The sequence below is a fragment of the Pseudomonas sp. GM79 genome (assembly GCF_000282495.1).
Taxonomy (GTDB): domain Bacteria; phylum Pseudomonadota; class Gammaproteobacteria; order Pseudomonadales; family Pseudomonadaceae; genus Aquipseudomonas.
The window spans coordinates 1-14,368 of sequence record NZ_AKJE01000010.1; the positions used below are offsets into that span (position 1 = coordinate 1).

Annotated in this window: 15 protein-coding genes; 14 read left to right on the forward strand and 1 reads right to left on the reverse strand. The window is 62.2% G+C overall.

Annotated elements, in window-relative coordinates; translation table 11 throughout:
- The 14 genes from PMI36_RS27225 to PMI36_RS27165 form a co-directional block, all read left to right on the forward strand.
- A partial coding sequence (locus tag PMI36_RS27225) for an LpxL/LpxP family acyltransferase (RefSeq protein ID WP_008067604.1) occupies positions 1-722 on the forward strand: 722 nt, incomplete at its 5' end.
- Positions 703-2,247 (forward strand): HAL/PAL/TAL family ammonia-lyase, encoded by a 1,545-nt coding sequence (locus PMI36_RS27220; protein ID WP_008067605.1) that lies wholly within the window; start codon positions 703-705, stop codon positions 2,245-2,247. The genes PMI36_RS27225 and PMI36_RS27220, both read left to right, overlap by 20 nt.
- A complete protein-coding gene (locus PMI36_RS27215; RefSeq protein WP_007903171.1) occupies positions 2,240-2,665 on the forward strand; it encodes an acyl-CoA thioesterase in 426 nt (141 codons plus the stop codon). The genes PMI36_RS27220 and PMI36_RS27215 overlap by 8 nt, the downstream gene beginning before the upstream one ends.
- 164 nt (positions 2,666-2,829) lie before the next feature.
- The gene (locus tag PMI36_RS0129325; RefSeq protein WP_050549248.1) at positions 2,830-3,396 is read left to right on the forward strand and encodes an outer membrane lipoprotein carrier protein LolA; all 567 of its coding nucleotides are present in this window, start codon (positions 2,830-2,832) and stop codon (positions 3,394-3,396) included.
- Positions 3,380-5,719, forward strand: coding sequence for an MMPL family transporter (locus PMI36_RS27210; protein ID WP_008067607.1), 2,340 nt, complete (start codon positions 3,380-3,382; stop codon positions 5,717-5,719). Before PMI36_RS0129325 ends, PMI36_RS27210 begins: the two co-directional genes overlap by 17 nt.
- Positions 5,716-6,876 carry a hypothetical protein gene (locus tag PMI36_RS27205; protein ID WP_008067608.1) on the forward strand — a complete coding sequence of 387 codons (1,161 nt, stop codon included), beginning with the start codon at positions 5,716-5,718 and terminating at the stop codon, positions 6,874-6,876. The genes PMI36_RS27210 and PMI36_RS27205 overlap by 4 nt, the downstream gene beginning before the upstream one ends.
- Positions 6,863-8,110: an NAD(P)/FAD-dependent oxidoreductase gene (locus PMI36_RS27200; RefSeq protein WP_008067610.1), complete on the forward strand. Its 1,248-nt coding sequence runs from the start codon at positions 6,863-6,865 to the stop codon at positions 8,108-8,110. The genes PMI36_RS27205 and PMI36_RS27200 overlap by 14 nt, the downstream gene beginning before the upstream one ends.
- A complete protein-coding gene (locus PMI36_RS27195) occupies positions 8,107-8,832 on the forward strand; it encodes a class I SAM-dependent methyltransferase (RefSeq protein ID WP_008067612.1) in 726 nt (241 codons plus the stop codon). Before PMI36_RS27200 ends, PMI36_RS27195 begins: the two co-directional genes overlap by 4 nt.
- Positions 8,832-9,314 (forward strand): DUF3261 domain-containing protein, encoded by a 483-nt coding sequence (locus tag PMI36_RS27190; protein ID WP_008067614.1) that lies wholly within the window; start codon positions 8,832-8,834, stop codon positions 9,312-9,314. The genes PMI36_RS27195 and PMI36_RS27190 overlap by 1 nt, the downstream gene beginning before the upstream one ends.
- Entirely contained in the window at positions 9,311-10,507 is a 1,197-nt protein-coding gene (locus PMI36_RS27185; RefSeq protein ID WP_008067616.1) for a beta-ketoacyl-[acyl-carrier-protein] synthase family protein, read from the forward strand. The genes PMI36_RS27190 and PMI36_RS27185 overlap by 4 nt, the downstream gene beginning before the upstream one ends.
- Positions 10,504-10,962 (forward strand): hotdog family protein, encoded by a 459-nt coding sequence (locus tag PMI36_RS27180; protein WP_007899158.1) that lies wholly within the window; start codon positions 10,504-10,506, stop codon positions 10,960-10,962. The genes PMI36_RS27185 and PMI36_RS27180 overlap by 4 nt, the downstream gene beginning before the upstream one ends.
- On the forward strand, positions 10,962-11,690 hold the full coding sequence (fabG, locus tag PMI36_RS27175) for a 3-oxoacyl-ACP reductase FabG (protein WP_008067618.1): 729 nt from the start codon (positions 10,962-10,964) through the stop codon (positions 11,688-11,690). The genes PMI36_RS27180 and fabG overlap by 1 nt, the downstream gene beginning before the upstream one ends.
- Positions 11,690-12,916, forward strand: coding sequence for a beta-ketoacyl-ACP synthase (locus PMI36_RS27170; RefSeq protein WP_008067620.1), 1,227 nt, complete (start codon positions 11,690-11,692; stop codon positions 12,914-12,916). Before fabG ends, PMI36_RS27170 begins: the two co-directional genes overlap by 1 nt.
- Before the next feature lie 29 nt (positions 12,917-12,945).
- A complete protein-coding gene (locus PMI36_RS27165; RefSeq protein ID WP_008067623.1) occupies positions 12,946-13,392 on the forward strand; it encodes a hypothetical protein in 447 nt (148 codons plus the stop codon).
- A 36-nt stretch (positions 13,393-13,428) separates the two neighbouring features.
- Here the strand turns inward: PMI36_RS27165 and PMI36_RS27160 are convergent, their stop codons facing one another.
- Entirely contained in the window at positions 13,429-14,343 is a 915-nt protein-coding gene (locus tag PMI36_RS27160; protein WP_008067628.1) for a LysR family transcriptional regulator, read from the reverse strand.
- Positions 14,344-14,368: the final 25 nt, after the last annotated feature.

Genomic DNA, 14,368 nt, shown 5'->3' on the forward strand with positions numbered 1-14,368 from the left:
GCCGGAGCCATTGGCGGGTGTTCGGCCAGTTCATGGCCTTCGCCGATTCCATGCTCGACAAACTCGATGTGTGGAATGGCAAGCTGAGCATCGATCAAATCGAAATCATCGACCCGGCGCTGCTGCGCAATAAACTGCGCGGCACACGCGGGCAAATGCTGGTAGGCGCGCACTTGGGCAATCTCGAAGTCTGCCGGGCGCTGGCCGAGATCGGTGAGAAAGTCACCATGAACGTGCTGGTGCACACCAAGCACGCCGAACAATTCAACCGTCTGCTGGGCGAAGCCGGGGCGACCAATCTGCGGCTGATCCAGGTCAGCGAGCTGGACCCGGTGATCATGCTGCAACTGCATGAACGCCTGGAGCGCGGAGAATGGCTGGCGATTGCTGGCGACCGCGTGCCGCTGCATGGCGGACGTAGCGTGAGCGTGGATTTCCTCGGTCATCAAGCCGCGTTTCCTCAGGGCCCATGGTTGCTGGCCGGCCTGCTGAAATGCCCGATCAACCTGATGCTGTGCCTGAAGAAACCCACTGGCGACTATCGACTGACCCTCGAACCGTTCGCCGACGCCATCGTGTGGAAACGCAGCGACCGCGAACAGGTCATTCATCAGTGGGCCTCCCGCTATGCCGAACGCCTGGGTCACTATTGCCTCGAAGCACCCCAACAATGGTTCAACTTTTACCCTTTCTGGAAGACCGATGACGACGCCAACGCTTGAGCCGGTAACCTTCGGCGAACTCCCTTTGCGCATCGAAGACGTGCTGGCCCTGGCCAACCGTCAGGTGCCGACGCAGTTGCAGGGCGACCCCGAGTTTCGCCAGCGCATCGCCAAGGGCCCGCAATTCCTTGATTCCCTGTTGGACAAGGAAGGCGTGATCTATGGCGTGACCACCGGTTATGGCGATTCCTGTGTGGTGGCGGTGCCGCTGCACCACGTCGAAGCCCTGCCCCGTCATCTGTATACCTTCCACGGTTGCGGCCTGGGCAAACTGCTCGACGCCCAAGCCACCCGCGCGGTGCTGGCGGCGCGTTTGCAATCGCTTTGCCAAGGCGTTTCCGGAGTACGCGTGGAACTGCTGGAGCGCCTGCAAGCCTTCCTCGAATACGACATTCTGCCGCTGATTCCGGAAGAAGGTTCGGTGGGCGCCAGCGGTGATCTGACGCCGCTGTCCTACGTTGCCGCGACCTTGTCCGGCGAGCGCGAAGTGATGTTCCGCGGTGAGCGTCGACAAGCCGCCGATGTGCACAGCGAACTCGGCTGGGAACCGCTGGTATTGCGCCCCAAAGAAGCGCTGGCGCTGATGAACGGAACCGCCGTGATGACCGGCCTCGCCTGCCTGGCTTATGCGCGCGCGGATTACCTGCTGCAACTGGCCACGCGCATCACCGCGCTGAACGTAGTCGCGTTGCAGGGCAACCCGGAGCACTTCGACGAGCGTCTGTTCGCCGCCAAACCCCATCCCGGGCAGATGCAAGTTGCCGCGTGGCTGCGCAAGGATCTGGCGATCGATGCGCCGACCGCGCCGCTGCATCGCCTGCAAGACCGCTATTCCCTGCGTTGTGCGCCGCACGTGCTCGGTGTGCTGGCCGACAGCCTGAACTGGCTGCGCTCGTTCATCGAGATCGAACTCAACAGCGCCAACGACAACCCGATCATCGACGCCGAAGCCGAACGCGTGCTGCACGGCGGGCACTTCTACGGCGGCCATATCGCGTTCGCCATGGACAGTCTGAAAACCCTGGTGGCGAACGTCGCCGACTTGCTCGACCGCCAGCTCGCGCTGCTGGTGGACGAGCGTTACAACCATGGCTTGCCGAGCAACCTGTCTGGCGCCACCGCCGATCGCGCGATGCTCAATCACGGCTTCAAGGCGGTGCAGATCGGCACCAGCGCCTGGACCGCCGAAGCCCTGAAAAATACCATGCCGGCCAGCGTCTTCTCGCGCTCCACCGAGTGCCACAACCAGGACAAAGTCAGCATGGGCACCATCTCTGCCCGCGACGCCATCCGCGTGCTGGAACTGACCGAACAGGTCGCCGCCGCCACGCTGCTGGCCGCCAACCAAGGCGTCTGGCTGCGCGGCCAGGCTGAAGACGCGCGGCCACTGCCACCAGCACTGGCCGCGATGCACGAAGAATTGGCCAAGGACTTCCCGCCGGTCATCGAAGACCGTGCGTTGGAAGGCGAATTGCGCCTGTGCCTGCAACGTATCGCCGAACAACACTGGAGGCTGCATGCGTAGCAAGGGAGTGCTGCACACCGACACGGAAATCCTCGTACCGTTCTTTGACGTCGACACCATGAACGTGGTCTGGCACGGCCACTACGTCAAATACCTGGAGGTCGCCCGCTGCGCGCTGCTGGACAGGATCGGCCACAACTACGACGCCATGGTGGCGTCGGGTTACGCGTGGCCAGTGATCGACCTGCAGCTGCGCTATGTACGCGGCGCGGTGTTCGGCCAGAAGCTGAATGTGCGCGCCAGCCTGGTGGAGTGGGAAAACCGCCTGAAGATCAATTACCTGATCAGCGATCTGGCCACCGGCGAACGCCTGACCCGCGCCTGTTCCGTGCAGGTCGCCGTCGACATGAGCAGCCGCGAAATGCAGCTGGCGTCACCGAAGGTGTTCACCGATGCGGTTGAAAGGATGCTGCCATGAACTTGCGATCCCTTTGTAGCAGCTGGCGAAGCCTGCGTTCGACTGCGCAGCAGTCGCCCTGCGATTTCCCTGAAGCACCGCATGCGCAGGTTTTACGACGGCTTCGCCGCCGGACGCAGCCTCGCGGGCTCGGCAGCTGCTACGGCATTGTGTTGGGCATATTGATGGTGAGTTTTTCTTCGCTGGCGCAGGCCTTCGATCTGCAACAGCTCAGCGATCAACTGGCCAAACCCGATGTGATCCACGGCAGCTTCATCCAGGAAAAACACCTGCGCGCCCTGCCACAGCCGCTGACCAGCAAGGGCACCTTCGTACTGGCAAAGAACCATGGTCTGCTCTGGCTGCTGAAAACCCCGCTGCAACAGGACTACCGCATCAGCGACAAAGGCATTGCCCGGCGTGATGCCAGCGGCTGGCAAATGCTGCCGAACAAGAGTGCCGGCGCCGAACAGAACCGTTTGTTCCTCGCGGTGCTACAAGGCGACAGCAGCGGCCTGCAACGGGATTTCGAGCTTTCGCTGAGCGGCGATGCACAGCGCTGGAAGCTGACCCTGACCCCGCGCTCGATGCTGCTCAAGCAGGTGTTCAATCAGATCAACATTGACGGCGGCGAACTGGTGCACAGCATCGAGCTGCTCGAAACCCAGGGTGACCGAACCCTGTTGCGCATGCAGGACAGCACCAGCGCACAACCATTGAGCGATGCGGAGCAACATGACTTTGCCGAGTGAACGGATGCTCCCGCGGCTGTTTCTGGTCCTGCTGCTGGCGGTGCTCGCGCTCGCCGGCTGGCAATGGCGTGACGGTGCACCGCTGTCGGCCAACCTGATGGAACTGGTGCCGGGCACCGCGCCGGACGCGCTGGAACTGCGCGCCGAACAACGCATGCAAGAACCGCTGAACCGGGAAATGCTGGTACTGGTTGGCCATAAGGACCGCCAGCAAGCCATCGCCATGGCGCAAAAACTTGGCGAGCAATGGCAGGCCAGCGGCGTCTTCGAAAAGGTCCAGTGGACCCTGCAAGCCGACTTGCCGGCGCTGCGCACGCAATTGCTGCAAGGCCGCCTGGCGATGCTGTCCGCGGCTGATCGGCAGCAACTCATCGAGCACCCTGACGCCTTTATCCAGCAACGGGTACAAGCCCTGTTCGACCCGTTCACCGGCTTCAGCCTGGTACCGAGTCAGGACGACTGGCTCGGCCTGACCGGGCGCATCCAGAACAGCCAGCCACAACACGGCTCGGTGCAACTGGACATCGGCAGCGGTACGCTGGTTGCCAATGCCGACGGTCAGAGTTGGGTGATGCTGCGGGCGCGAACCGCCGGCAACGCGTTCGACATGAACCTGCCGCTGCAAGTGGCTGACCTGCTGCAACACAGTCGCGAAGAAGCCGCCCAGGCCAATGTGCAACTGCTCGCCGCCAGTGGCTTGCTGTATGCCGCCAGCGGTCAACGGCAAGCCGCGCGCGAAATGACCTGGGTCGGCGGCGGCGCCACGGTCGGGATTCTGTTGCTGCTGTTGCTGGCCTTCCGGCGTTGGCGGGTGTTGTTGGCGTTCGTCCCGGTGCTGGTGGGCATGTTGTTTGGTGCGGTGGCCTGCGTGGCGCTGTTCGGCCACATGCATGTGATGACGCTGGTGCTGGGCTCAAGCCTGATCGGCGTGGCGGTGGATTACCCGCTGCATTACCTGTCCAAAAGCTGGAGCCTGAAACCCTGGCACAGCTGGCCGGCGTTACGCCTGACCCTGCCGGGGCTGACCCTGAGCCTGATCACCAGTTGCATCGGCTACCTGGCCCTGGCCTGGACACCGTTCCCGGCCCTGACCCAAATTGCCGTGTTCTCCGCCGCCGGCCTGCTTGGCGCCTACCTGTCGGCAGTGTGCCTGCTGCCGGCGCTGCTCAAGGGTGTGGTTCTGCGCCCGGCGCAGTGGCCGATGCGCATCGCCGAGAAGTTGCTGGAGCTGCGAGAATCGCTGCTGAAATACTTGCGCACGCCAGTGCTGCTGGCACTGCTGATCGCCTTCTGTGTCGGCGGTCTGTTGCAGTTGCAGAGCAAAAACGACATTCGCCAATGGGTCGGCACACCGCAGCAACTGACCGACGAAGCCCAGACCATCGCACGTATCACCGGCTATCAACCTACCAGCCAGTTTTTCCTGGTGCGCGCGGCCAATCAGCAGGCGTTGCTCGAACGCCTGACGGCACTGAGCGAGCGCCTGGATCAACTGGTCAATCTGGAAAAACTCCAGGGTTATCTGTCGCTCAATCAACTGGTCAGCCAACCGAGCGAACAGCGCAAAGTGCGAGAAGCACTGAGCAAGCTGCCGCAGTTCTGGCAACCGTTGCTCGACCTCGGCGTACCGGCCGCCGCGTTGCAGGCCGAGTTGGCAACGTTGCAGGCGCTGCCCACCGAAGACATAGACACGGCGCTGGCCGGTCCATTGGCCGAGCCCTATCGCACCCTGTGGCTGGGGCCGACTGAGGACGGCGTGGCCGCGATGGTCAGCCTGCAAGGCTTGAACAATCCCACGCTGTTGCGGGTTCAGGCGCTGGACTTGCCGGGTGTGGAACTGGTGGATCGCCTCGGCGAACTGAACCAGGTTTTCGCCGCCACTCAAATCAGCGCCGCTGAATTGAAACTCGCCTCCTGCGTGTTGATCGTGCTGGTGCTGATCCTGCCATTCGGTTTCGGTGGCGCGTTGCGAATCGTCTCTTTGCCGCTGCTGGCGGCCCTGTGCAGTCTGGCAAGCCTCGGTTGGCTCGGTCAGCCGCTGACATTGTTCAGCCTGTTCGGCCTGCTGCTGGTGACGGCCATCAGCGTCGATTACGCGATCCTCATGCGCGAACAGATCGGCGGCGCCGCGGCGAGTCTGCTGGGCACCTTGCTGGCAGCGGTGACCACTTGGCTGTCGTTCGGCCTGCTGGCGGTGTCCAGCACGCCGGCGGTGAGCAATTTCGGCCTGTCGGTGAGCCTTGGCCTGGCGTTCAGTTTCATCCTGGCACCGTGGGCCGGACGCCAAGTCCATGCCGCCCCAGTTACGGAGCCGGCAGCATGATGGTCGCAGTGTTCTGGATGATGGCCCTGGTGTTGTTCGCCGTGGCCACTCGTGTCGGTCGTCATTTCGGTCTGATTCCGATCGTCAGTCAGTTGCTGCTGGCGACCTTCGGCCTGCCGCTGCTGATGTACTTCTGGATCGAACCGGGCTGGCAACTGAGCGGTGCCGACCTGATCTCGCCGGGCTGGCTGAAAAACCTCTACAGCCTGAGCTTTGCCTTGCTGCTGGGGCACATTCTCAGCGACGTGATCGACCTGCGGCTGGAACGCCAGAGCCTGAAAATCGCCCTGCCGAGTTTCTGTATTCCGTTCGCCTGCGGGCTGGCGACAGCGTTCTGGCTGTTGCCGCCACAGCCGTGGATCAGCTCGCTGGCGGTCGGTCTGCTGTTCGCCATCACCGCAATTCCGGTGTTGTATCTGTACCTGCGACACATCAACTACCCGCCCGCCGCCACCCGGCGTCTGGTGCAAACCGCGATCCTGATCGACCTGACCTGCTGGACCTTGTTCGCGTTCGCCCAGGGCAGCCTGCACCTGAGCAGCCTCTTGCTGCCGCTGGCCGGCGCCTGTCTGCCGTTGTTGCTGCGCCTGCTCGGGTTGCGCCAACCGTTGCTGCACAGCGGCTGCTTCTTCGCGCTGCTGGTGGTCGCCGAACACTTCAAACTCAATGCACTGATTTTCGGCATCGGCTATCTGCTGTGCATGGCCGCGCTCAAGGTGCCATTGGTGCTGCCATTGTCGGCGGCGTGGATGAGCCGTTTGCAGACCTGGATCGCCATCCCGCTGATCCTCACGTTCGGTATCGTGCAGATCAACGTGCACAGCGCGATGGCCAGCCTCGGCTGGGTGCAACTGGCCGCGCTCTTGCTGCTGCCAATCGCCAGCAAACTGTTGGGCAACTGGCTGGGCCTCGGCTGGGCCGGCGCCTCGTTTGAAGGTGCCAGCCGCTGGCGGGAAAGCCTTTTACTGAATATTCGCGGCTTGAGCGAGATCGTCTTTCTCAACCTGCTGCTGCAACAACAGCTCATCAGCCCGGCGCTGTATTTCGCGCTGATGTTGATGGGCCTGATCGCAACCCTGCTGCCGGCACTCGCCGGCATGCACCGAATCCCTTTGAACATCGCCGCCCCGGCAAGGAGCACCCGTGCCAACAGTTGAAATGGAACGTCGTCAGGTACTGGTCATCGGCGCCGGCCCCTCGGGCGCCATCGCCGCCGCGCTGCTCAAGCGTAAAGGTCATGATGTGCTGATGATCGAGCGCCAGCATTTCCCACGGTTTTCCATCGGTGAAAGCCTGCTGTCCCACTGCCTGGATTTCGTCGAAGAAGCCGGCATGCTCGAGGCGGTCAATGCGGCTGGTTTCCAGCGCAAAAACGGCGCAGCGTTCGCTTGGGGCGATCAGTACAGCACCTTCGATTTCGGCGACACGTTCACCAACGGCAAGCCGACGACGTTCCAGGTCCAGCGCGCCGACTTCGACAAGCTGCTGGCCGATCAGGCTGAGCTGCAAGGTGTCGATGTCCGTTACGGCGAAGCCATCGTCAGCGCCGATTTCAGCCTGGAGAAACCGCAGCTCGATGTGCTGCGCGAAGACGGTAGCCAGTACCGCGTCGAGGCCGACTTCGTGCTCGATGCCAGCGGCTACGGTCGCGTGCTGCCGCGCTTGCTGGACCTTGAAGCACCGTCGAATTTCCCGGTGCGCCAGGCCGTGTTCACCCACGTCGAAGACTGTATCGACAGCCCGGCTTTCGACCGGGAGAAAATCCTCATCACCACCCATCCGACCCAGCGCGATATCTGGTTCTGGACCATCCCGTTCAGCAACGGCCGTTGCTCGGTGGGCGTTGTGGCGGCCGCCGAACACTTCGCAGGCCGCACCGAGAATCTGGACGACTGCCTGCGCGGCTTCATCGCCGAAACCCCAAGCCTGGCCGCTGTACTGAACAACGCCGTGTGGGATACGCCCGCGCGGACCATCGGTGGCTACTCGGCCAACGTCAAAACCCTGCATGGCCCAGGTTTCGCGCTGCTGGGCAATGCGGCGGAATTTCTCGACCCGGTGTTCTCTTCCGGCGTGACCATCGCCATGCGTTCGGCGAGCATGGCCGCCGGGGTGCTGCACCGCCAACTGCAAGGTGAAAGCGTCAACTGGCAGACCGAATTCGCCGAACCGCTCAAGCGCGGCGTCGACACCTTCCGTTGCTACGTCGAAGGCTGGTACGCCGGGACCTTTCAGGATGTGATTTTCTATCAGGGCGGCGCAGCGGAAATCCGCCGCATGATCAGCTCGATCCTCGCGGGTTACGCCTGGGATGAACGCAACCCGTTCGTCAGCGAACCCAAACGTCGACTGCGGATGATCTCGGACCTTTGCGCAAAGGACGCGACATGAGTTACTTGAGCGACAACTACGTCGAAGAAACCCGTTTCGGTTTCTGGTTCCTGCGCAGTCACACCTGGCAGCACCATGTATTGCGCGTGGCGATCAATGATTTGCGCGACCTGTTCAGCGCGCCATTGCCCGACAACCCGGTATTGCTGGATGCCGGTTGCGGCCAGGGCAAATCGTTCCAGTACCTGCGCCAGACCTTCGCGCCTCAACGCCTGATCGGGCTGGATGCCGACCCTCACAGCCTGAACCTGAGCGGCGCAGAAGCGGCCCGCCAGGGCATGGATGTAGAGCTGGTCGGCAGCGACTGCGCGAGCATCAATGTGCCGGACGCCAGCGTCGATCTGCTGTTCTGTCACCAGACCTTCCATCACCTTGTCGAGCAGGGTCAGGCCCTGGCCGAGTTCTATCGGGTGCTCAAGCCGGGCGGTTATTTGCTGTTCGCCGAGTCCACCGAGGCTTACATTGATACGTGGGTGATTCGCTGGCTGTTCCGCCACCCGATGCACGTGCAAAAGAGCGCCGCCGGCTACCTGGACATGATTCGTCGGCAGGGTTTTGAATTCGGCCCGCAGAACGTGTCTTACCCTTACTTGTGGTGGAGCCGCGCCAAGGATTTCGGCCTGCTCGAACGCTTCGGCTTGCGCCAGCCAAAACCCTTTGGCCAACGGGAAGAAACCCTGGTCAATGTAGTCGCGCGCAAGCCTCTTGAAGGGTATGCCTGATGATCCGTTTCCTGCTTCTGGGTTGTGTCCTGTTGCTGAGCGCTTGCGCCAGCCAGGCACCGTTGCCCGAGCGAACCCCGAACCTGGCGTTGCCGCTGCAACTGCACATCGAACGGCAGATGGCCGAACAGCGTCAGGACTGGCTGCTGGTGATCCAGCGTGAAGGCCCAGGCATTCGCTGGTCGATGATGGACCCTTTGGGGATCCCCGTGGCACGGCAGAAACTGATCGATGGCCAGTGGCAGGCCGACGGTCTGCTGCCGCCCAATCCGGAAGCCCGGGAGCTGTTCGCTGCCTTGTTGTTTGCGTTGACCCCTGCGGGCGAGTTGCATCGCAACTATCCCGTCGCCCGGCAGGACGGCGGGCAACGGTCTTTGTCACCACGCTGGAACATCCGCTATTCACAACCACTGAGCTTTGAATTGAACGTATCCCAAGGCCCGCACTATCGCGTCACTCCGTTAGGCGAGCACACGCCATGACGGCCTATCTGAACGCCCTCGGGGTGATCTGCGCCCTGGGCCGCGACAAGCAGGAAGTTGCCCGCAACCTGTTTGCCGGCGATTGCTCGGGCATGCGCAGCGAGGCCGGCTGGGTGGCGGAACGCTCGCTGCCGGTCGCGGCGGTGCGCGGCGAACTGGCGCCGATTCCGCCTGAGCTGGCGCATCAAAGCAGTCGCAACAATCAATTGCTGCTGGAGGCCGCGCTGCAAATTCGCGAAGACATCGAGCAGGCGATCCAGACCTACGGTCGCGATCGTATCGGCGTCATCCTGGGCACCAGCACCTCGGGCATTCACGAGGCCAGCAGCGGTCTGGCCCATTACATCCGCGAGCATCAGTTCCCTGCCGACTATGACTATCAGCAACAGGAACTCGGCGCACCGGCGACGTTTCTCGCCGACTGGCTGCAATTGAGCGGCCCGGCCTATGTGATTTCCACCGCCTGCACCTCCAGCGCCCGCGCGCTGATGAGCGCCCAACGACTGCTCGACCTGGGCATGTGCGACGCCGTGTTGTGTGGCGGTGTCGACAGTTTGTGCAAGCTGACCCTCAACGGTTTCTCGGCCCTGGAAGCGGTGTCCGAGCAGCGCTGCAATCCGTTTTCAGCCAACCGCAACGGCATCAATATCGGCGAAGCGGCGGTGCTGTTTTTGATGAGCAAAAGCGCCGGCAACAGCCAACCGATTGCCCTGCTGGGCAGTGGCGCCAGCTCCGATGCACATCATATTTCCGCGCCGGAACCGACCGGCCGTGGCGCCCTGCAAGCGATGCGCAAAGCCTTGAGCCGCGCAGGCCTGCAACCGCAGCAGATCGGTTATCTGAACCTGCACGGCACCGCCACCCAACACAACGACGCCATGGAAAGCCTGGCCGTGACGACGCTATTCCCGCAAGGCGTGCCCTGCTCGTCGACCAAACCGATGACCGGCCATACCCTCGGCGCCGCCGGTGCCCTGGAAGCGGCATTCTGCTGGTTGAGCCTGAGTACTGATAACCGCGAGCACGCTCTGCCGCCCCACGTCTGGGACGGCCAGCCCGACCCCGACTTGCCGGCCCTGCATTGGGTGACCCCGACTGACCACCTGACGTCCATTGCACCTCGCTGCCTGATGAGCAATTCCTTTGCCTTCGGTGGCAATAACGTCAGCCTGATTATCGGAGACGCTCCATGATTACCTGGCCGCTCGCCGAACTGCTGCCGCATGCTGGCGACATGATCCTGATCGAGCAGATCCTGTCGTTCGATGACGAACAGATTCACACCCGACTCACCGTCAAACCCGGCGGCCTGTTCAATCGCCCCGACGGCAGCCTGCCGGCCTGGGTCGGCATCGAGCTGATGGCTCAGAGCGTTGCCGCATACGCCGGCTGCCATGCGCGCCAGAAAGGCAATGCGGTGGAGTTGGGTTTCCTGCTCGGCACCCGTAAATTCGAATGCAACGTGGAACACTTCCCCGCCGGTACCGAGTTGACCATCCATGGAATACGCTCGCTGGAAGACGACAACGGCATGGGTGTGTTCGAATGCCACCTCACCGCCCCCGGCATCCACGCCACAGCCCGGCTGAACGTGTTTCGCCCTCCCCAGGCCGCGCAATATCTTCATGAACCCCAAGGAGTCGAGTGATGACTGAATCCGTACTGGTCACCGGCTCCAGCCGTGGTATTGGCCGCGCCATTGCGTTGCGTCTGGCCCGGGCCGGGCATGACATCGTGCTGCACTGCCGCAGCGGTCTGGCAGATGCCGAAGCCGTCAAGGCCGAAGTCGAGGCCCTGGGCCGCAACGCGCGCATCCTGCAATTCGACGTGTCCGACCGTGCCCATTGCAAAGCTGTTCTCGAAGCCGACGTCGAAGCCCATGGCGCCTATTACGGCGTGGTGCTCAACGCCGGCCTGACCCGCGACGGGGCTTTCCCGGCCCTGAGCGAGGAGGATTGGGATCTGGTGATGCGCACCAATCTCGACGGTTTCTACAACGTGCTGCACCCGGTGATGATGCCGATGATCCGTCGTCGCGCCACCGGGCGGATTGTCTGCATCACTTCGGTTTCCGGGTTGATCGGCAATCGCGGGCAGGTCAATTACAGCGCATCCAAGGCCGGGTTGATCGGCGCAGCCAAGGCGCTGGCGATCGAACTGGGCAAGCGCAAAATCACCGTCAACTGTGTCGCACCCGGCCTGATCGACACGGCGATGCTCGATGAAAACGTGCCGGTGGAAGAACTGATGAAAATGATCCCCGCACAACGCATGGGCACCCCGGAAGAGGTGGCTGGTGCAGTGAATTTCCTGATGTCGGCGGAAGCGTCGTACATCACCCGGCAGGTTCTGGCCGTCAATGGAGGCCTGTGCTGATGAAGCGCGTCGTCGTCACCGGCATGGCCGGCATCACCTCACTGGGCAGCGACTGGGACACCATCGCCGCCAACTTCGCGGCCAACCGCAGCGGCATCCGCCGCATGGACGAGTGGGATCGTTTTACCGAACTCAGCACACGCCTGGCCGGGCCGATCGATGACTTCAAAGTGCCGGGCCACTGGACGCGCAAACAACTGCGCAGCATGGGCCGCGTCTCGCGGCTCGCTGTTGGTGCTGCTGAGCAAGCGTTGGCGGACGCCGGGCTGCTGGGTGACGAGTCGATCAAGGACGGGCGCATGGGCGTTTCCTGCGGCTCGTCCACCGGCAGCACCGACGAGATCAAGGCGTTCGGCAATATGCTGCTCAACTCGGTGGCGGAAGGCTTGAACGCCAACTCCTACGTGCGGATGATGCCGCACACCACAGCGGCGAATATCAGCATCTTCTTCGGCCTCACCGGCCGGCTGATCCCGACCTCCAGCGCCTGCACTAGCGGCAGCCAAGGCATCGGTTATGCCTATGAATCGATCAAGTTCGGTCGCCTGCCGCTGATGCTCGCCGGCGGCGCCGAAGAGCTGTGCCCGACCGAAGCCATGGTGTTTGATGCGCTCTACGCCACCAGCCTGAAAAACGACGCCCCGCAAACCAGCCCTCGCCCCTACGACACCGGCCGCGATGGCCTGGTGATCGGTGAAGGCGGCGGCATGCTGGTGCTCGAAGAGCTCGAACACGCCCTGGCGCGCGGCGCCCGCATCCACGCCGAGATCGTCGGTTTCGGCAGCAACGCCGACGGTCAGCACGCCACTCGTCCGGAGCAGCTCACCATGCGCCGGGCCATGGAACTCGCCCTGGAAGACGCCAGGCTGCAGCCTTCGGACATCGGCTATGTGAACGGTCATGGCACCGCTACAGAACAGGGCGACATTGCCGAAACACTGGCCACCAGCGCGTTGTTCGGCGAACACATGCCGATCAGTTCACAGAAGAGTTTCCTCGGCCACACCCTGGGAGCCTGCGGCGCGCTGGAGTCCTGGTTCAGCATCGAAATGATGAACCGCGACCAGTACGTACACACCTTCAACCTCGACGAGGTCGATCCGCAGTGCGGCACGCTCGATTACCTGCGCGGTGAATTCCGGCAGATGAACAACCAGTACGTGATGAACAACAATTTCGCTTTTGGTGGGGTCAACACCTCGTTGATTTTCCGCCGCTGGTCGTAATCGAATAACTCAGGGTCAAGGAGACCTTCATGCACTTCAAGAAACTCGCTGCCGCCGCCACCCTGCTGATCTGCGCATTGCCGAGCATCAGCCAGGCCCGTGACACTGCGGTGTATCTGCCTTTTGACAAAGCCGTCGCCGAAGCAACCCGCGCCGGCAAAATCGATGGCAGCGTGAAGTTCTACCTGGCAGGCAATACACCGACTGGCAACGTCACCGTGCTCAGCACCGGCGCCGTAACCAACAAGAAAACCAACGCCTTCAACAAGTCTGACGAAGTGGCCTGCGAATGGGTCGCGCAATCGGCAATCATCAGCCTGCACCAGGCGGCGAAGAACGCCGGCGCCAACGCTGTGACCAACATCGTCAGCTTCTACAAGAAAAATGAGCGCAAGGATGCCAAGACCTATGAGTGCCACGCCGGGGCGCTCATGGCGGGCGTTGCGCTGAAAGGGGATTTGGCGAAGGTTCAGTAACTCAAGACACGTACCTGTGTGCTGGTGAAGCCTGGTTCAGTCTGGTTCTACCTGAGGTGCACGGGTCTCCCCTTCCAACGCCGTTGCGCCCTCGAACTCTGTCTGCAGTAGCGCCAAGAACGCCTCCCGAGCGGGATGTCGACCTGAGTTTTCATGCCAGTAAAACAGGTTGTCGATACTCGTCAGTTCCGGAAATTCGTATCCTTGCCACCCTGCACTGTGACGGTATTGCTCATAGATCCCGCGAGGTACCAGCGAAACGCCAGCACCCGCACTGACACAGCCAACTATGGCGCCATAGCTTGCGATGCTGACGATCGGCAGCACCTGTCCATGGCGCAATAGCCACTGCTCTAGCGCGAAGCGGTACGGACAGCCCGGTGGCCACATGAATATTTCCTTACCTTGCAGATCTGCCGCCTTGCGTAAAGGCCCATGGGACGCGGACGCGATGAGGATTAAATCTTCACGATAGATCACTGCACGCTTGAGGCCGGGGTGTTCAATGTTCACTGCCACGATCACCCCATCAAGTCGGTGATGCTGAGTATCGTCCAGCAGTTGAGCCCAAGTGCCGGTGCTCAACTCCAGCGATACCTGCGGGTACAGCTCATGGTACTTGGCCAATAACCGGGGCAGCCGTCCCGTAGCACTAGATTCAATGGCGCCAATGCGCAGAGGACCGCCAGGCGTATTGGTGGGCGCTACCGCGCGCCGAGCTTCATCGGCCAAACCCAGGATTTTCGTCGCGTAATCAAGAAATACCTCTCCAGCAGGCGTGATTCGCAACCCTCGGCCGTCGCGGAAAAACAGCGGCGTGCCGAGCTCCCGCTCCAGGGACTTGAGCCGTGCGGTGATATTGGACGGTACACAGTGCAGCAACTCGGCGGCGCGCGCGATGCTGCCAAGATCGTAAACCGTCTTGAACATGCGCAGTTGGGACAATTCCATGGCTCACCCAGAGTGAATGGATGGA